We start from the raw sequence: 17,002 nt of genomic DNA, 5'->3' as shown, positions 1-17,002 counted from the left end.
CTCAGCAGTGAAACGATGCATCGCCGATGGTAGTGTGGGGTTTCCCCATGTGAGAGTAGGTCATCGTCAAGATTAAATTCCGAAACCCCAATTGCAAAAGCAGTTGGGGTTTTGTTTTGCCTGCAAGAAAAACATCTACACATAAAGCCCCGCTCAGGATCACTTGGTGGGGCTTTTTCATGCCCATAGCCGGCGTTAATTACGGTGCAGACACCGACAACATGTTCTGTAAGGAATCTTGAACCTGCGCCTTCAGAGAACGCCACTTGTGGCCGATAACCCACTCGGTGACTTCAAAGTCGCGCGAAATCGCTTGATAGCATTTAGCCGCCAGCTATCATCTGCGCGCCTGAAATTGCCCTCACTTCAATTGCCTGGAAATCTTCGATGCTGTCGTATCACCAAAAGAGTTTTCTGATCGTCGATGATTTCTCGGATTTCCGCAGTTCCGTTCGTTCGATGCTGCGGGAGCTTGGGGTCAAGGACGTCGACACCGCCGACAGTGGCGAGCAGGCGCTGAAGATGTGCGCGCAAAAATCCTACAATTTCATCCTGCAGGATTTCCATCTCGGCGACGGCAAGAAGAATGGCCAGCAGGTGCTTGAAGACCTGATGCTGGAAAAGCTCATCAGCCATGAAGCGGTGTTCGTCATGGTCACGGCCGAAACCAGCCAGGCGATGGTGCTCAGTGCCCTGGAACACGAGCCGGACGCGTACCTGACGAAACCGTTCAACCGCTCCGGTCTGGCCCAGCGCCTGGAGCGTCTGGAACAGCGCAAGACGCTGCTCAAACCGATTCTGCAAGCCCTCGACCGCGGCAAACCGGTCGAGGTGCTCAACGCCTGCATCGCCCTGTGCAAGCAGGACATTCGTTATTCGCCTTTGTGCCTGCGTTACCGCGCTGATGCGCTGCGCGACATGAACCAGAACGAAGCGCTGGAACGTCTCTACGACGGCATCATCGCCGACCGGCCATTGCCGTGGGCATTTGCCGGGTTGGGCAAATTGCTCTTCAAGCGCGGCCAGGTGGCGCAGGCCAAAGGCGTCTACGAAAAAGCCTTGAAGGTGTTCCCGATGATGCCGTCGTTGTACGACGGTATGGCCGACGTGCTGGTTTCCGAGGGCGACAGCAAAGGCGCGCAACGGGTGCTCGAAGAGGCGATCCGTCTCTCGCCGTTGGCGGTGCGGCGTCAGGCGTTGCTGGGCAAACTGGCGATGGCCAACGAAGATTTCGACACCGCCTCGCGCGCCTATCGCCAAGCTGTGGCGCAGGGCGCGCAGTCGCGCTTCAAGGATCCGGAAAGCAACCTCGGGCTGGCCCATGCGTTGATCAGCAAAGGCAGCGAGCGCGGCCTCGATACGCGCACACGACTTGAGATCAACACCACCCTCAGCGCCGTCGCCAAGGAAAACCCGAGCGACCCGGGTCTGCAGATTCGTGCGCGCCTGATGAAGGCCACCAGCCTGCTGCTCAACGATGCCGAAACCGCCGACAAGCTCACCGAGCAGGCACTGATGCGCCTCGATGGCATGGAGCAGTTCATGAGCCCCGAAGCGGCGCTGCTGGTGGCCAAGCAACTGCAAATGCTCGGTCAGGCCGAGGCGGGCACTTCGATGCTCAAGAGTTGCGCTGAGATCTACGGTGATGATCCGGCGGTGATGAAAGACATCGCCAAGCTCACTGACGACCCGACTATCCTCAGTTCCAGCAACGCTGCTGCTGACCTCAACCGTCAAGGCGTGCGCGTATACAAGACCGGCAATCTGGTGGAGGCCCGCGAGGTCTTCCGCAAGGCGCTGAAGATGCAACCGAAGAACATCAGTATCGCGCTGAACATGGCCCAGTCGCTGTTGCACGGCACCGACACCACTGTGCCGTCGGCGGAGCTGGAAGAATGTCGGGCCTGCCTGAAACTGGTTGGCCTGATGCCCGACACCGACGCGCGTCATGCGCGTTATCAGAAGCTGAAAAGCAAGGCGTTTGGCGAATGAGCAACGACAAGCAGGCACTGGATTTTTCCACGGTGATTGCCTCCACCGTTCACGACATGAAGAACTCGCTGGCCATGCTCATGCAGGCCCACAGCCAATGGCTGGCGCGGTTACCGCAGGCGCAGCGCGAAGTTTCGGAACAGGGCGTCATCGACTTCGAGTTCGCCCACCTCAACGGCATGCTGGTGCAGTTGCTCGGGCTGTACAAACTCGGCGTCAATCAGCTGCCACTGCAACCTGCGTATCACGAACTGGACGACTTCATCGAGGCACAACTGGCGGCGCATCAAGAGGTGTTCGCCAGTCGCGGCATCATCGCGACCTATGAAGTCGACCCGCTGAGCCCGCTTGGCTTCTTCGACCGTGAACTGATTGCCTCGGTGCTCGGTAACTGCATCAACAATGCGATTCGTTATGCCCGCGAATCGCTGCTGATTACCGTCAGCGACGAAGCCGGGCAATTGGTGTTGACCATCAATGATGACGGCGCCGGCTATCCGCCCGAGATGCTCGAGCGCCAGGCAGATTACGTGCAAGGCATCAACCACAGCAGCGGCAGCACCGGACTGGGTCTGTACTTCGCCAACCGCATCGCGGCCCTGCATCAGCGCAATGGCGTTGAAGGTCGCACCGAAATCCGCAACGGCGGCCCATTGGGCGGCGGCGTGTTCAGCCTCTACCTCCCCTGAACGCATGCCCCCGTGTAGGAACTGCCGAAGGCTGCGATCTTTTGATGTTGTTTTAAAGATCAAAAGATCGCAGCCTTCGGCAGCTCCTACAGGAGGGAATTCGCATAGTTTGGGTTTTTTGTTTTGACGCTGCTTGATATTCCGAACAGCCGAAGCCTATTTTGTACGGGTCGCCGTTCGCGGCTCGCACAATAACAAGGATTGCGTCATGACAACCGATGGCCAGCGTTCACTCGCTCAGCGACTGACGGGCATTGATGAGATTGAATGTGTCACGCCGGATTTGAACGGCGTGCCGCGAGGCAAAGTGATGACCGCCGAGGGTTTCCTCGAAGGGCGGCGTTTGCAGATGGCGCGGGGTGTGCTGCTGCAATGCATCATGGGCGGTTATCCGGCGGCGCGCTTTTACGGCAGCGATGACGGTGATCTGGCACTGGTTGCCGAACCATCCATGATTCATCCGCTGCCATGGAGTGATGAGCCGCGGGCATTGGCCATTTGTGATGCCGATGAGCTGACCGGCGAAAGCTCCAATCTGTCGACCCGTGGCCAGCTGAAAAAGGTCATTGCCCGTTACGCCGCGCGCGGCCTGGTGCCGGTGGTGGCGACCGAGCTGGAATTCTTTGTCTTCGCGCCGAATACCGATCCGACCCAACCATTCCGTCCGCCAGTCGGCCTCGACGGTCGACGCGAGGATGGCCAATCTGCCTTCAGCGTCAGCTCCAACAACGGCCTGCGCCCCTTCTTCAGCGAAGTGTACAAATGCATGGCGGCCCTCGGTCTGCCGCGCGATACCTTCATGCACGAAATGGGTGTCAGCCAGTTCGAGATCAACCTGCTCCACGGTGATCCGTTGCTGCTGGCCGACCAGACCTTCCTGTTCAAGCACCTGCTCAAGGAAGTCGCGCTCAAGCACGGCCTGACCGTGGTGTGCATGGCCAAGCCTTTGGCGCACACGCCGGGAAGTTCGATGCACATTCACCAGAGCATCGTTGCCAGCGACAGCGGCAAGAATGTCTTCAGCGACGAAAATGGCCAGCCGACCGCGATGTTCCGTCACTTCATCGGTGGTCAGCAGGCTGGCATGGCGGAGTTCACCGCACTGTTTGCGCCCAACGTGAACTCCTATCAGCGTCTGTGCCATCCCTACGCTTCACCGAACAATGCGTGCTGGTCCCATGACAATCGCGCCGCTGGCTTGCGTATTCCCGCCAGTTCGCCGGTCGCCCGTCGGGTCGAAAACCGCTTGCCGGGCGCGGACGCCAATCCGTACCTGGCGATCGCCGCCAGTCTGGCCGCGGGTTTGCATGGTATCGAGCATGAGCTTGAGCCGACGGCAGCCATTCAGGGCGAGTTCGAAGTGCCGGACAACCTTTCGCTGCCATGTACCTTGCATGCCGCCCTCGAACGTCTGAAACGTAGCCAGTTGGCGAGGGAACTGTTCGGACAGGAGTTCATCGAAGGCTACATCGCTTCGAAGACCATGGAGTTGACCAGCTTCTTTGATGAAATCACTCCCTGGGAACGGCGTGTTCTAGCAGCCCAGGCCTGACGAATTGTCGCCATCGGGCTATCGTTTTGAAAGCCCGATATTCACTGCAAGGAGCCGCTCGGAACGCCGATGCGCCAAATCTGGAAATCCTTTCGAGCGCTGTATTTCGCCTCGCTGATGATGTTGATCGGCTCGGGCCTTTTATCTACTTATCTGGCATTGCGCCTGGCCGCTGACCATGTCGATGGGCTGTGGGTCGGTGCGTTGATGGCCTGCAACTATTTCGGCCTGGTGCTGGGCGGCAAGATCGGCCACCGGCTGATCGCGCGCGTCGGGCATATCCGTGCGTACTCGGCGTGTGCCGGGATTGTCGGCGCGGCGGTGCTTGGCCATGGCTTGGTCGATTGGCTGCCGGCGTGGCTGGTGCTGCGGACCATCGTCGGCCTGGGCATGATGTGCCAATACATGGTGATCGAGAGCTGGCTTAACGAGCAGGCCGAGGCCAATCAGCGCGGCCTGGTGTTCAGCGGCTACATGATTGCTTCGTATCTTGGTCTGGTGCTGGGTCAGTTGATTCTGGTGATGCACCCGGGCCTCGGTCTGGAACTGCTGATGCTGGTGGCCCTGTGCTTTGCGCTGTGTCTGGTGCCGGTAGCCTTGACCCGACGCATTCACCCGGCGCCGCTGCACCCTGCACCGATGGAGCCGCGCTTTTTTATCAAGCGCGTGCCGCAGTCGTTAAGTACGGTGCTCGGTGCCGGTTTGATCATCGGCTCGTTCTACGGTCTGGCACCGCTGTATGCGTCTCAGCAGGGCCTGTCGACCGAGCAGGTCGGTCTGTTCATGGGTAGCTGCATTTTTGCCGGATTGCTGGTGCAGTGGCCGCTGGGCTGGTTATCCGACCGCTACGACCGGGCGTTGCTGATCCGCTGCTTTGCCGGGTTTCTTGCGGTGGCAGCGTTGCCGCTGGCAATCCTGCCGCAGGTGCCGCTGGAGGTTTTGTTCGTCGTCGGGTTCATGTGTTCGCTGGTGCAGTTCTGTCTGTACCCGCTGGCGGTGGCGTTCTCCAATGACCACGTCGAAGGTGATCGTCGAGTGTCGCTGACGGCGATGCTATTGGTGACTTACGGTGTCGGCGCGAGCATCGGGCCGCTGCTCGCCGGTGTGCTGATGAAGCTGTTTGGCAGCCAGAGCCTGTATGCGTTCTTCAGCTTCTTCGCGCTGGTGCTGGTGTGGCGGATCCGTCCGAAAGCCGTGACCAATCTGCATCAGGTCGATGACGCACCGCTGCATCACGTGGCGATGCCCGACAGCATGTCCAGTTCGCCGTTGGTGGCCGCCCTTGACCCGAGGGTCGACGAGCACGTGGTGCAGGAGCAGATGCAGAATACCGTGGCGCCTGAGTCAGAACCGCAACCTGATCCAGGGCCTGAAGTTCAGCCTGATCCAGCGGTAGTGTCTGAACCGGAAGACGGCAGCGATAAAACGCCGCCGGACATCAGCGGTGCGCGGCCCTGACGCCATAGTTCAAACGATGCTTCAACTGTGGCAAGGGGCGCTTCACTCCCCAGCGAGAGCAAGCTCCCTCGCCACAAGGATCTCCTGCCTAGAGTTTTTCCGCAGGCACAAAAAAGGGCAGTCCCGCCAAGGACTGCCCCTTCTTGTTTACGCAAACAAATCACATATCGTCTTTATCGAAGCGCCGTGCTTCACGCTGCAACTGATAAACGAAGCGTTCAACGTTGCGTGCGGCCGGGCCACTGATGTTGTGGAAGCGCAGGCCGGCGAAGGTGATGTTGAGTTTTTCTTCGAAGTGCAGGTAACGCAGTTCGACGGCGGTCGGCTGATTGCCGAACAGCGGCGGGGCGATCAGGCGGTCGTAGACCTGGCCCAGTTGCAGGCGGTCAGTGATGTCGCCTTCGAACCGTAGCTTGCAGCCGGTTGCGGAGATATCCAGCAGTTTGCCGTTGATCGGCGCCTTGAGCTTTTCGCCACCCAGTTCAACGCTGACCAGATCGGTGAGTTTCAGCGCCGCGCGGAAGGCGTTGCGGCGCTGGTGGTAAACCACCTCGGTCGGCAAGTCACCGGTATAGAAACGGTCGCCGTCGGACTCTTCGATGTTCAGCGTGCCGGTGCAATCCCAGGCGATACGCACGCCTTCGTGAAAACCTTCAACCTTGAACGGCTCGCCGGCCAGCAGGAAACGCTCGCCATCGCGCGGGATCATTTCGTCGAGGGCGATCGTTGCGCTGTCGCGGTCGACTTTGATCAGGTAGCTCTGAAAACGCTGGCTGCGTTCGTGGAACGTGATGATCAGCGGATCATGGCTGTCTTGCAGCTGACGCAGGTTGCTGGAGATTTCCAGTGGCGTGGTGAGCACCTTAGGGGGCTGCGGAGCATCATCCGCGCTGAGGGCGTTGGACACGGTTTATCAATCTCCAGACAAAATATGACGACTAGCCAGCATTTTGCCAGCATGTTTCGCGGGTTGATAGAGCTGGCGCATCAACGACTCATGCCTGGCTGAGCGGACGCGGTACGGCGGGTTTGGCAAAAGTACCGCTGGCGTTATACAACGCTGGCGCTTCACCACCGGTGAGGATCTTCAGCTGATTGGCCGTGGCGGCCTGCTGGATCTGAATGGACTGGCCATTTTTGACGTTGGCAGCCTGGCATTGAGCGATCAGATCGGTCAGGGCATCGCCCTGGCTGAGCAGTTGATCGCCAATGCTCGACTGGCCTGCCAGTTGCTCAAGACCTGAACGATCGGTCGGCAGGTTGAGGCTGGCGAGGATTTCGCTGCGCTTGCGGCCATGCTGTTCAAGCAGAATGATCAATGCCTGTTTGTGCGCCAGAATTTCTTCCAGCAACGGCATGTCGCGACCGTGCAACGCGAGGGATTCGGTTTGCAACAACTCCAGCAATTGTTGAGCTGGAGCAAAGTCGTCGTTGATCAGTTGCAATAAATTAGTGTCGTGCATGGCTGGCCTTGGGTGTTAAGCGTCCAAAAGCCTCGCGCCGGCAAAAGCCTAGCGCTGGGCTTCGAAGTTGAGCAGTTTGCTGGCTACACGGTTGCTGTCGACTTTGTAGCTGCCATCGGCAATCGCAGCTTTCAACTCGGCCACACGGGCTTTGTCGACAGCAGGCTGATCGCGCAGCTTGTCAGTGACCTTCTGCAACTGTTGAGCCTCATTGCTGAGGTGTACCGATTCCCCGCTTTTTGCGGTACTGGCCTGTTCGGCCGGGGTATTCAGCGGCGCGGAGGTGCCGGTTTCGGCGGTTTCCTTGGCGTTGCTGGTACGTGTACTGCCCGTAAGTGACGAGGAGCTGTTCAAACGGCTGAAATCGATGACCATGTTAAAAACCTCTGGGAATTTGGACGCTTGCCATGTTTTCGGCCATCCCCTGGAAAACTTTAGGCACATTTACCAATGGGCCTTGCATGCGCCGACGCGTGTCCTGCTGCGGCACAGTTTAGGGAACAGCCGTGGTCAGCGCCAGTTTTCTACATCGCCACTTCCACTTGGCCCGGCGCGATGACTTGCGCCTTGATGACCCGTTGCGAGTTGAGGTTTTTTACCCGGATCTGTTCTTTCAAACCGCCATTGGCCAGGGCTTCACCGGGCATGCGCACGGCGAGCGTGCCGCTGCGGGCGGTAATGACCACCTGATCGCCTTTGCGCACGACTTCCGCCTGCTCCAGATGAACCAGGGTAATCACCTGATCGGCTACCGTTGGTCGGGTTAATTTCTGCCCGATCGCTTCGTCTACCGAGGTCAGGAAGCCTTGATTGATCACACTGACGTCGCGTTCACGCAAGGTCACGTCCTGCGGCTCGATTATGCCGGCGCGCTTGAGCGGGCGGGTGGTCGTCACAATCTCGCGAAACAGGCGGACTTGAGCGGGCACGAAGACCGTCCAGGGCGATGCGCCCTCACAGCGAACCTTGACGGTTACCCGTCCCAAGGGGCGTGCCGGACTCTCCAGCGAGGCTGTCAATTCCTTGTCGCACATAGGCATGCGCATACGTGGATCGAGCTGCTTGACCTCGATTTCGTAGCGGCCTTCGGTTTGACTGGTAGCCAGATAGTCTTCTACGGTGAACTCAAGAAAGCCCTGAGTGACGCCGATAAGCATGTCAGGCAAGGTAACCGTATCAGCAACGGCAGGGCTGCCAGCGAAGAAGAAGCAGACGGCAGACATCGCGCATAGGCTTTTGCGAGTGCGGGATGTCAGGTGTCGGAAAAATGTCGTTTGAGCGTTCATACGAGTTAAAAAGCAAGCGCCGTGCCGTTTAGCAATGAATGTGCGTCGCAACAACACTTGGCGTTGGTGTAGGAGTCTGGGCATGGCTGGTGTAATGGATTCGGTGAACCAGCGCACGCAACTGGTGGGGCAGAATCGCCTGGAGCTGTTGTTGTTCCGTCTCGACGGTCAGCAGCTCTACGGAATCAACGTGTTCAAGGTGCGGGAAGTGTTGCAGTGCCCGTCGCTGACGTTGATGCCCAAGTCCAGTCCTGTCGTGTGCGGGGTGGCAAATATCCGGGGGGCAACCATTCCGATCCTTGATCTGGCAATGGCGACCGGTTCCGGAGCGTTGAAAGACAAGAAAAACCCGTTCGTGATCATCACGGAGTACAACACCAAGACCCAGGGTTTCCTGGTCCGCTCGGTGGAGCGCATCGTCAACATGAACTGGGAAGAGATTCATCCACCACCCAAGGGCACGGGTCGCGATCATTACCTGACCGCTGTGACTCGGGTGGACAATCAGTTAGTCGAAATCATCGACGTCGAGAAAGTGCTGGCGGAAGTTGCGCCGACACCGGAAGCGATTTCGGTGGGCGTGGTCGATGTCGAGACCCAGACCAAAGCGTTGTCGCTGCGGGTCTTGACGGTCGATGACTCGTCGGTGGCGCGCAAACAGGTCACGCGTTGCCTGCAGACGATCGGTGTCGAAGTGGTGGCGCTGAACGACGGCAAGCAGGCGCTGGATTACCTGCGCAAGCTGGTCGATGAGGGCAAGAAGCCGGAAGAAGAGTTCCTGATGATGATCTCCGACATCGAGATGCCGGAGATGGACGGGTACACCCTGACGGCCGAAATCCGCGCTGATCCACGCATGCAAAAGCTTCATATCATCCTGCATACTTCGTTGTCCGGGGTATTCAATCAGGCGATGGTCAAGAAAGTCGGTGCCGATGACTTCCTGGCCAAATTCCGTCCTGATGACCTGGCATCCCGGGTAGTCGACCGGATCAAAGCAGCAGATATCAGCTAAGGGCGTTTTGCCCTTGGCGGTCAACACGATTTAAGAGGCGGCATCATTGTCTACGGGTAATTTGGATTTCGAACAGTTCCGGGTCTTCCTGGAAAAAGCCTGTGGCATTTTGCTCGGTGAAAACAAGCAGTACCTGGTCTCGAGCCGTCTCAACAAACTGATGGAGCAGCAAGGCATCAAATCCCTGGGTGAGCTGGTCCAGCGCATCCAGACCCAGCCGCGCAGCGGTTTGCGCGAGCAAGTGGTCGATGCCATGACGACCAACGAAACCTTGTGGTTTCGGGACACCTATCCGTTTGAAGTCTTGAAGAACAAGGTCCTGCCTGAAGCGATCAAGGCCAGCCCCAACCAGCGTCTGCGGATCTGGTCGGCGGCGTGCTCGTCGGGCCAGGAACCGTACTCGCTGTCGATGTCGATCGACGAGTTCGAGCGGACCAACCTCGGTCAGTTGAAAATGGGCGTACAGATCGTTGCCACTGATCTGTCCGGCCTCATGCTCAACAACTGCAAGACCGGCGAGTACGACAGCCTGGCGATCGGTCGCGGTTTGTCGCCGGAACGTCTGCAGCGTTACTTCGACCCGAAAGGGCCGGGTCGCTGGGTGATCAAGGCGCCGATCAAGAACCGTGTGGAGTTCCGCTCGTTCAACCTGCTCGACAGCTATGCAGCGCTGGGCAAGTTCGACATCGTGTTTTGCCGTAACGTGTTGATCTACTTCTCTGCCGAAGTGAAGAAAGACATCCTGTTGCGCATTCACAGCACGTTGAAGCCGGGCGGTTATCTGTTCCTTGGCGCTTCCGAAGCGCTGAACGGTTTGCCGGACCATTACCAGATGGTGCAGTGCAGCCCGGGGATCATTTATCAGGCGAAATGATTGCATCGGCAACACAAAAAACGGCAGGCCCGCAAAGGCCTGCCGTTTTTTTATGCCTCTCACATCCCCCTCTGTAGGAGCTGCCGAAGGCTGCGATCTTTTGATCTTGCTTGCGCTGCAGCAAAAACAGGATCAAAAGATCGTCCGATCGCGGCCCGAGCCTGCGGCAGCTCCTACAGGGGACGGGCCGTCGTCGGGGCGGCAGAAAAGCGGCATTTGGCGGAAACCGGTTGCCGCTTTTCTGGCATTGCCGCTTTGCCGGCTCCTCGCAAAGCCCCGGTTTACGGGGTTTTTTCGCATTGGCACGCGGCTTGCTAAAGCTCAGTTACGAAAAACCGGTCACCTGAAGGTCCCGACATGAGCATCAGCTTCGATAAAGCGCTCGGAATTCACGAAAAAGCCCTGGGCTTCCGCGCCCAGCGTGCCGAAGTCCTGGCCAACAACATCGCCAACGCCGATACCCCGAACTACAAGGCTCGGGATCTGGACTTCTCCAAAGTGCTTGAAGCACAGACCCAGAAGAACGCCAACGGCACCATCGCCCTGAACATGACCAACAGCCGTCACATCGAAGCTGAAGGCGTGGGCAATGGCGACGAGTCGTTGCTGTATCGCACGCCGATGCAACCGTCGATCGACCAGAACACCGTGGACGCCCAACTGGAACAGTCGAACTACGCGGAAAACGCCGTCGGCTTCCAGGCCAGCTTCACGCTGCTCAACAGCAAATTCAAAGGGCTGGTGTCAGCCCTGCGCGGAGAGTAATCCATGTCCCTGTCCAGCGTTTTCAACATTGCCGGCAGCGGCATGAGCGCACAAACCACGCGTCTGAACACCGTGGCTTCGAACATCGCCAACGCCGAAACCGTTTCGTCGAGCATCGACCAGACCTACCGCGCCCGCCATCCGGTGTTCGCCACCATGTTCCAGGGCGGTCAGAACAGCGGCAGCAACTCGCTGTTCCAGAGCCAGGACGCCGCCGGTCAAGGCGTACAGGTGTTGGGCGTGGTCGAAGACCAGAGCAACCTCGAAGCGCGTTACGAGCCGAACCATCCGGCAGCCGACGCCAAAGGTTACGTCTACTACCCGAACGTCAACGTGGTGGAAGAAATGGCTGACATGATTTCCGCGAGCCGGTCTTTCCAGACCAACGCTGAAATGATGAACACCGCGAAAACCATGATGCAGAAGGTACTGACCCTCGGTCAGTAATAAGGGGCGACTGCCATGAGTGTTTCCGATACCACCAGCTCCCTGAGCATGAACGACATCCTGGCCAACTCATCGAAGTCGGCCAGCAGCAGCACCACCGGCGGCATCGCTTCGGCGACCAACAGTGCTACCGGCGGTCAGGCACTGGGCAAGGATGCGTTCCTGCAACTGCTGGTGACCCAGCTGAAAAACCAGAACCCGCTGGATCCGCAGGACAACAGCGCATTCGTTGCCCAATTGGCGCAGTTCAGCAGCCTGGAAGGCATCACCACGCTTAACAGCACCGTCAGCTCGCTGGCCGGTAACTACAACTCCTCGCAGGCGTTGCAGGCCTCGTCGCTGGTTGGCCGCAATGTGATCGTGCAAACCAACACTGCCCAGCTCGATGACCCAAGCAAAGGCCTGACCGGTTCGGCGACAGTGCCTACGTCGATTGCCGGCGGCACGGTGACCATCACCGACAGCAGCGGCGCTACCGTGCGCACCATTGACCTGGGCAGCCGCGCTGCCGGCAATGCCAGCTTCACCTGGGACGGCAAAGATGCGTCCGGCAATCTGGTCCCTGTCGGTACTTACACCTTCAAGGCCAACGCACCGATCAACGGCGCCGCGACAGATCTGGCGACTTACCTGCCAGCGACCGTCAACAGCGTGACGATCAGCCAGACCGGTGGCGAGCTGATGCTCAACCTGTCCGGCAAGGGCACCGTTGCCCTGTCCAAAGTACAAACCATTGGTATATAGAGCCGACTAACCGGCACAAAGGAGTGGAATATGTCTTTCAATATCGGCCTTAGCGGTCTCTATGCAGCCAACAAACAACTGGACGTGACCGGCAACAACATCGCCAACGTCGCGACCACCGGTTTCAAATCCTCGCGCGCAGAATTCGAAGACGTTTACTCGGCGACTCGTCTGGGCAGTGGCAGCAAAGTGATCGGCAACGGCGTGCGCCTGGCCAACGTTTCCCAGCAGTTCACCCAGGGTGACATCAACAACACCGGTAACGTGCTGGACATGGGCATCAACGGTTCGGGCTTCTTCACCATGAGCAACAACGGCTCGATTTCCTATACCCGTGCCGGGACGTTCAAGGTCGACGACAAGGGGTTCATCACCAACACCGACTACACCTCGCGCCTGCAAGGTTATGGTGTGGATGCCAACGGCAAGATCATCAACGGCGTACTGACCGACCTGAAGATCGACACCTCGAACCTGGCGCCGAAGTCCACCTCGCTGGTGACGTCGACTATCAACCTGAACTCGACCGCTCCGGTGATCGACGACACAGTGGCGGCCGGCAAATTCGACCCGACCAACCTCGCGACCTACACCAAGTCGTTCAGCACGCCTATCTATGACAGTCAGGGCAACATGCACCCGATGGATCAGTACGTGGTCAAGACCGGTGCCAACACTTGGAAGGTCTACACCCTGGTAGACGGCCGTAACCCGGACGCTACCGGTAGCGATCCGAAAACCACCGCGCCAGTCGCTTCGACCATGAGCTTTGACTCCGCGGGCAAGCTGACTCAGGTCAGCACTCTGCCGGGGCCGGTGATCAGCAGTGACCTGAAAATCACTGGCTGGGTGCCAGGTAACGTGGTCAACGGTACCTTCAAGGCTAACGGTGCAGCTGCTAACCCGGCCGGTATAACCATTTCGATGGCCAGTACCACTCAGTACAACGCCGACACCGCGCGCTCGATCCCGACTCAGGATGGCTATGCCACTGGCCAGATCACCAACCTGACCATCGACGGCACCGGTACCCTGTTTGCCAACTTCAGCAATAACCAGAACAAGGCCATCGGCCAGGTTGCGCTGGCCAGCTTCACCAACGAACAAGGCCTGCAAGCGATCGGCGGCACCAGCTGGAAGGAAACATTCGCTTCGGGTATTCCGGGTTATGACTCTCCGGAAACCGGCACTCTGGGTTCCATCCAGTCCAACTCGCTGGAAGAGTCCAACGTTAACCTGACCAATGAGCTGGTGGACCTGATCAAGGGCCAGAGCAACTATCAGGCGAACGCGAAAACCATCTCGACTCAGAGCACCATCATGCAGACCATCATTCAGATGACCTGATATCGATGCTTTGTAAAAAGCTGTAACGGAAAGCCCCTCTTTGAGGGGCTTTCTTGTTTAATGCGCGCGCCGGGGCTACTCGTCCGCGGCATTCGCATTTGCGCGGGCGTATTCACAGGCCTGCTCACGCTGTACCCGGGCGCCAATGAGCGGTTCGCCCAACCACTGACAGGGATGTAACGATTACTTCATGGCTTTTTTCTCTCGCTCCCGAATCGCGTTCGGGACGCTGCCCGTTATTGCCTTGCTGGTCTGGTTTGTATGGGGCCAGGGCTTGGGCACCCCTCCAAAAAAATTCCTGACAGCGACCGTCAACGTTGAAGATCTTGAAGAGACCGTATTGGCCAGTGGTACGGTCAAGCCCTTCCAGCAAGTCAGCGTCGGCGCGCAGGTCAATGGGCAACTCCAGAGTCTGAAAGCCGGGTTGGGTGATACGGTGCGCCAGGGTCAGCTGTTGGCTGAAATCGACCCGTTGCTGCCACAGAATGAATTGCTCAAATCCCGTGCTGCGTTGCTCAGTGTCCGCGCGCAATACAAAGCCCGGCAGGCGATGATCCGCCAGTACGAACTTGATTTTCGTCGCAAGCAAAGCCTGGTTGCCAGTGAAGCCGGATCGCGGGCCGATCTGGAAATTGCCGAGGCGCAGTTGCAAAGCTCGCGCGCCGAACTGGCATCCCTGGCCGCGCAGATTTCCCAGGCGGAGATAGAAATCAGGATCGCCGAAGTCAACCTCGGATATACGCGGATCAGTGCGCCGATGGACGGCGAGGTCATTGCCGTGGTGACCAGACAGGGCCAGACCGTCGTTTCCGCACAGAGTGTCCCGACATTGCTGATACTTGCCCGTCTGGACCGGATGACGGTCGAAGCGCGAATTTCGGAAGCTGACGTGGTTCGGGTCAAGGCGGGCCAGGCCGTGTCCTTCAATATTCTGGGTGATCCGGACCGGCGTTTTACCAGTCATATACGGGCGGTAGAGCCGGCCCCCGAGTCCATTGCCCGGCAGGATCAAATGCAGGGTGGCGGTGGCTCGACTGCCGGCGGCGCCGATGCGGCGGTGTATTACAACGCACTGTTTGACGTACCCAATGACGATCGTTCGTTGCGCACCTCGATGACGGCGCAGGTCAGCGTTCTGCTCGACTCGGTGGCCAAAGCCACAACGGTCTCGGTGGCTGCGCTGGGCAAGCGTGCCGCTGACGGTCGCTACGAAGTGCGCCGACTGGTGGATGGTCAGCCGCAGACGGTGCTGGTGACAACCGGGTTGCGAAATGACCTTAACGTTCAGGTGCTGGACGGGCTCAAGGAAAATGACGAAGTCGTTATCGGCGAAGAGCCTGAGCCTCGATGAGCAGCGCCGATAATCTTCACGGCTGGACGCCAGACCCCGTGAAAGACGAGCTGCCGGTCACGCCGTTGTTGGCTCTTGAAGGCGTGCAGCGTTGGTTCGCCGAGGGTGAGGCACGGACTCATGTGCTGCGTGACGTGAACCTGACCATCGCCGCCGGTGAAATGGTGGCGATTGTCGGGCCGTCGGGCTCTGGAAAATCCAGTCTGATGAACATCCTCGGATGCCTGGATCGTCCCTCTGCTGGCCGCTACAGCATCAGCGGTGCCGACATGGCCGGAATGAGTAGCGATGAGCTGGCGACGCTGCGTCGTGAGCATTTCGGATTCATTTTTCAGCGCTTTCATTTGCTGTCGCATCTGAGTGCGGAAGCCAATGTTCAGGTGCCGGCCATTTACGCCGATCAGCCGTTTACCGAGCATCAGCAAAAGGCCAGGGAGCTGCTGCAACGTCTCGGTCTGGGTCAGCGCATGCTGCATCGGCCAGCGCAACTTTCCGGTGGGCAGCAGCAACGGGTCAGCATTGCCCGTGCCCTGATCAATGGCGGTGCGGTTGTTCTGGCCGACGAGCCCACCGGCTCGCTGGACTCTCGCAGTGGCGAGGAGGTGATGGCGATCCTGCGTGAGCTGCATCGCAGCGGTCACACGGTCATTATCGTGACCCATGACTCGCAGGTGGCGCAGTACGCAGACCGCATCATCGAGATACATGACGGCGAAATCGTCGGTGATCGTTTGAATGCCGACCGCAAGGTGCTTGCGGCGCCGGTCACCGAGCCAGGCGACATCCCGCACACTCAGGAACGCGACGCGACGGCGGTGCATTGGCGCCGCTTCAGCGAGGCCTTCAAGATGGCCTGGATATCTCTGCGCAGCCATCGCATGCGCACATTGCTGACCATGCTGGGGATCGTCATCGGTATTGCCTCGGTGGTTTCGGTGGTAGCGCTGGGACAGGGCGCACAGACCCGGGTGCTGCGTGATATCAGCGCGATGGGCACCAATACCATTGATGTTTATCCGGGCAAGGATTGGGGAGATGAGCAGGCAGCTTCAATCCGGACATTGCAACCCGTGGACTTGCGGATCATCCAGGCGCAGCTCTGGGTAGACAGCGTTTCTGCGATGGTGGATGGCAGCCGGACGATTCGTTACCGCAATCTGCATGTCAGTGCCACGGTCAATGGTGTCAGCCAGGATTACTTTCAGGTGATGGGCATTCGCGTGACCCAGGGCGCGATGTTCAATGCAAGCGATGTGGTGCGCCGCGCTCAGACACTGATCATTGACCACAACACACGACAACGGCTGTTCAAGGACTGGGAGCAACCGCTGGGCAAAGTCATCCTGGTTGGCGGCCTGCCTTGTACGGTGGTGGGGGTCATGGAAAGTCGCGATGACGGTTTTTCAGGGCCGAGCCTGCAAGTCTATTTGCCTTATACAACGGTGATGGGGCGCTTGTTGGGGCAGAGCCATTTCAATTCGATCAAGGTTCGGCTCAAGGAGCAGGTTGCCAGTCCTGCTGCAGAGCAAGCGCTGCAAACATTGTTGGTGGCACGTCATGGGCGCGCCGATTTTTTCCTCAGTTCCAGCGACAGCATCCTGAAAATCGTACAGAAAACCACGGACACCCTGACGCTGCTGATCTCTGCCGTGGCGTTCATTTCACTCTTGGTCGGTGGTATCGGGGTGATGAATATCATGCTGGTATCGGTTACCGAGCGCACCCGTGAGATTGGCATCCGCATGGCCGTCGGCGCGCGGCGCGCGGACATCCTGCAGCAGTTTTTGATCGAGGCTGTGCTGGTCTGTCTGCTGGGGGGGCTGTTGGGCATCCTGCTTTCGTTGTTGATCAGCCAGGTGTTCGGCTACTTCGTGCAGACAATCGTTATGGAGTTCACGGCTTTGGCCATGATTTCAGCGTGTTTGTGTTCGCTGCTGGTCGGCGTGTTGTTCGGTTATATCCCGGCGCGCAATGCCGCCCGGCTTGATCCCATTCAGGCGTTGTCCCGAGAATGAAGTA

General features: G+C 58.6%; 16 protein-coding genes. 12 read left to right on the top strand and 4 right to left on the bottom strand.

Annotated elements, in window-relative coordinates:
* Positions 1 to 387 precede the first annotated feature (387 nt).
* From ACIPZE_RS18220 to ACIPZE_RS18205, 4 genes are all read left to right on the top strand, one after another.
* Positions 388 to 1,992: a tetratricopeptide repeat-containing response regulator gene (locus tag ACIPZE_RS18220; RefSeq protein ID WP_283439162.1), complete on the top strand. Its 1,605-nt coding sequence runs from the start codon at positions 388 to 390 to the stop codon at positions 1,990 to 1,992.
* Positions 1,989 to 2,681, top strand: a complete 693-nt coding sequence (locus ACIPZE_RS18215; protein ID WP_283439161.1) for a sensor histidine kinase KdpD — start codon at positions 1,989 to 1,991, stop codon at positions 2,679 to 2,681. The genes ACIPZE_RS18220 and ACIPZE_RS18215 overlap by 4 nt, the downstream gene beginning before the upstream one ends.
* Before the next feature lie 310 nt (positions 2,682 to 2,991).
* Positions 2,992 to 4,233 carry a glutamine synthetase family protein gene (locus ACIPZE_RS18210; protein WP_283439483.1) on the top strand — a complete coding sequence of 414 codons (1,242 nt, stop codon included), beginning with the start codon at positions 2,992 to 2,994 and terminating at the stop codon, positions 4,231 to 4,233.
* 69 nt (positions 4,234 to 4,302) lie between these two features.
* Entirely contained in the window at positions 4,303 to 5,691 is a 1,389-nt protein-coding gene (locus ACIPZE_RS18205; protein ID WP_400774359.1) for an MFS transporter, read from the top strand.
* A 160-nt stretch (positions 5,692 to 5,851) separates the two neighbouring features.
* Here ACIPZE_RS18205 and ACIPZE_RS18200 read toward each other — a convergent pair whose 3' ends face one another.
* The 4 genes from ACIPZE_RS18200 to flgA form a co-directional block, all read right to left on the bottom strand.
* Positions 5,852 to 6,598 (bottom strand): flagellar brake protein, encoded by a 747-nt coding sequence (locus ACIPZE_RS18200; RefSeq protein ID WP_129395104.1) that lies wholly within the window; start codon positions 6,596 to 6,598, stop codon positions 5,852 to 5,854.
* Between the two features lie 88 nt (positions 6,599 to 6,686).
* Positions 6,687 to 7,154: a flagella synthesis protein FlgN gene (locus tag ACIPZE_RS18195; RefSeq protein WP_127929418.1), complete on the bottom strand. Its 468-nt coding sequence runs from the start codon at positions 7,152 to 7,154 to the stop codon at positions 6,687 to 6,689.
* Positions 7,155 to 7,202: 48 nt separating this feature from the next.
* Positions 7,203 to 7,529, bottom strand: a complete 327-nt coding sequence (flgM, locus tag ACIPZE_RS18190; RefSeq protein WP_007960324.1) for a flagellar biosynthesis anti-sigma factor FlgM — start codon at positions 7,527 to 7,529, stop codon at positions 7,203 to 7,205.
* A gap of 149 nt (positions 7,530 to 7,678) precedes the next feature.
* Positions 7,679 to 8,440, bottom strand: a complete 762-nt coding sequence (flgA, locus tag ACIPZE_RS18185; protein WP_129395103.1) for a flagellar basal body P-ring formation chaperone FlgA — start codon at positions 8,438 to 8,440, stop codon at positions 7,679 to 7,681.
* A gap of 82 nt (positions 8,441 to 8,522) precedes the next feature.
* Between flgA and ACIPZE_RS18180 the strand changes: the two genes are divergently transcribed.
* The 8 genes from ACIPZE_RS18180 (at position 8,523) to ACIPZE_RS18145 (ending at position 16,998) form a co-directional block, all read left to right on the top strand.
* Positions 8,523 to 9,455: a chemotaxis protein CheV gene (locus ACIPZE_RS18180; protein WP_129395102.1), complete on the top strand. Its 933-nt coding sequence runs from the start codon at positions 8,523 to 8,525 to the stop codon at positions 9,453 to 9,455.
* A 46-nt stretch (positions 9,456 to 9,501) separates the two neighbouring features.
* A complete protein-coding gene (cheR, locus tag ACIPZE_RS18175; RefSeq protein WP_129395101.1) occupies positions 9,502 to 10,329 on the top strand; it encodes a protein-glutamate O-methyltransferase CheR in 828 nt (275 codons plus the stop codon).
* Positions 10,330 to 10,686: 357 nt separating this feature from the next.
* A complete protein-coding gene (gene flgB, locus ACIPZE_RS18170; RefSeq protein ID WP_129395100.1) occupies positions 10,687 to 11,094 on the top strand; it encodes a flagellar basal body rod protein FlgB in 408 nt (135 codons plus the stop codon).
* Positions 11,095 to 11,097: 3 nt separating this feature from the next.
* Positions 11,098 to 11,541: a flagellar basal body rod protein FlgC gene (gene flgC, locus ACIPZE_RS18165; protein WP_003227217.1), complete on the top strand. Its 444-nt coding sequence runs from the start codon at positions 11,098 to 11,100 to the stop codon at positions 11,539 to 11,541.
* A 15-nt stretch (positions 11,542 to 11,556) separates the two neighbouring features.
* Positions 11,557 to 12,285, top strand: coding sequence for a flagellar hook assembly protein FlgD (gene flgD, locus ACIPZE_RS18160; RefSeq protein ID WP_283439159.1), 729 nt, complete (start codon positions 11,557 to 11,559; stop codon positions 12,283 to 12,285).
* Positions 12,286 to 12,315: 30 nt separating this feature from the next.
* Positions 12,316 to 13,632 carry a flagellar hook protein FlgE gene (gene flgE / locus ACIPZE_RS18155; protein ID WP_283439158.1) on the top strand — a complete coding sequence of 439 codons (1,317 nt, stop codon included), beginning with the start codon at positions 12,316 to 12,318 and terminating at the stop codon, positions 13,630 to 13,632.
* Positions 13,633 to 13,822: 190 nt separating this feature from the next.
* A complete protein-coding gene (locus tag ACIPZE_RS18150) occupies positions 13,823 to 14,983 on the top strand; it encodes an efflux RND transporter periplasmic adaptor subunit (protein ID WP_283439157.1) in 1,161 nt (386 codons plus the stop codon).
* Positions 14,980 to 16,998, top strand: a complete 2,019-nt coding sequence (locus tag ACIPZE_RS18145) for a MacB family efflux pump subunit (protein WP_400774354.1) — start codon at positions 14,980 to 14,982, stop codon at positions 16,996 to 16,998. Before ACIPZE_RS18150 ends, ACIPZE_RS18145 begins: the two co-directional genes overlap by 4 nt.
* Positions 16,999 to 17,002 lie beyond the last annotated feature (4 nt).

Source organism: Pseudomonas sp. NPDC089741, assembly GCF_044748825.1.
Classification (GTDB): Bacteria; Pseudomonadota; Gammaproteobacteria; order Pseudomonadales; family Pseudomonadaceae; genus Aquipseudomonas; species Aquipseudomonas helmanticensis.
Note: the sequence above shows the minus strand (reverse complement) of the source record. Positions and strands in the feature narration are given on the sequence as shown.

Bases quoted from the DNA above. Each gene is read 5' to 3' on its own strand.
- ACIPZE_RS18205 (WP_400774359.1), top strand. From the start codon at position 4,303: ATGCGCCAAATCTGGAAATCCTTTCGAGCGCTGTATTTCGCCTCGCTG.
- flgA (WP_129395103.1), bottom strand. From the start codon at position 8,440: ATGAACGCTCAAACGACATTTTTCCGACACCTGACATCCCGCACTCGC.
- ACIPZE_RS18195 (WP_127929418.1), bottom strand. From the start codon at position 7,154: ATGCACGACACTAATTTATTGCAACTGATCAACGACGACTTTGCTCCA.
- ACIPZE_RS18150 (WP_283439157.1), top strand. From the start codon at position 13,823: ATGGCTTTTTTCTCTCGCTCCCGAATCGCGTTCGGGACGCTGCCCGTT.
- ACIPZE_RS18220 (WP_283439162.1), top strand. From the start codon at position 388: ATGCTGTCGTATCACCAAAAGAGTTTTCTGATCGTCGATGATTTCTCG.
- ACIPZE_RS18180 (WP_129395102.1), top strand. From the start codon at position 8,523: ATGGCTGGTGTAATGGATTCGGTGAACCAGCGCACGCAACTGGTGGGG.
- flgD (WP_283439159.1), top strand. From the start codon at position 11,557: ATGAGTGTTTCCGATACCACCAGCTCCCTGAGCATGAACGACATCCTG.
- flgB (WP_129395100.1), top strand. From the start codon at position 10,687: ATGAGCATCAGCTTCGATAAAGCGCTCGGAATTCACGAAAAAGCCCTG.
- flgE (WP_283439158.1), top strand. From the start codon at position 12,316: ATGTCTTTCAATATCGGCCTTAGCGGTCTCTATGCAGCCAACAAACAA.
- flgM (WP_007960324.1), bottom strand. From the start codon at position 7,529: ATGGTCATCGATTTCAGCCGTTTGAACAGCTCCTCGTCACTTACGGGC.
- flgC (WP_003227217.1), top strand. From the start codon at position 11,098: ATGTCCCTGTCCAGCGTTTTCAACATTGCCGGCAGCGGCATGAGCGCA.
- ACIPZE_RS18210 (WP_283439483.1), top strand. From the start codon at position 2,992: ATGACCGCCGAGGGTTTCCTCGAAGGGCGGCGTTTGCAGATGGCGCGG.
- ACIPZE_RS18215 (WP_283439161.1), top strand. From the start codon at position 1,989: ATGAGCAACGACAAGCAGGCACTGGATTTTTCCACGGTGATTGCCTCC.
- ACIPZE_RS18145 (WP_400774354.1), top strand. From the start codon at position 14,980: ATGAGCAGCGCCGATAATCTTCACGGCTGGACGCCAGACCCCGTGAAA.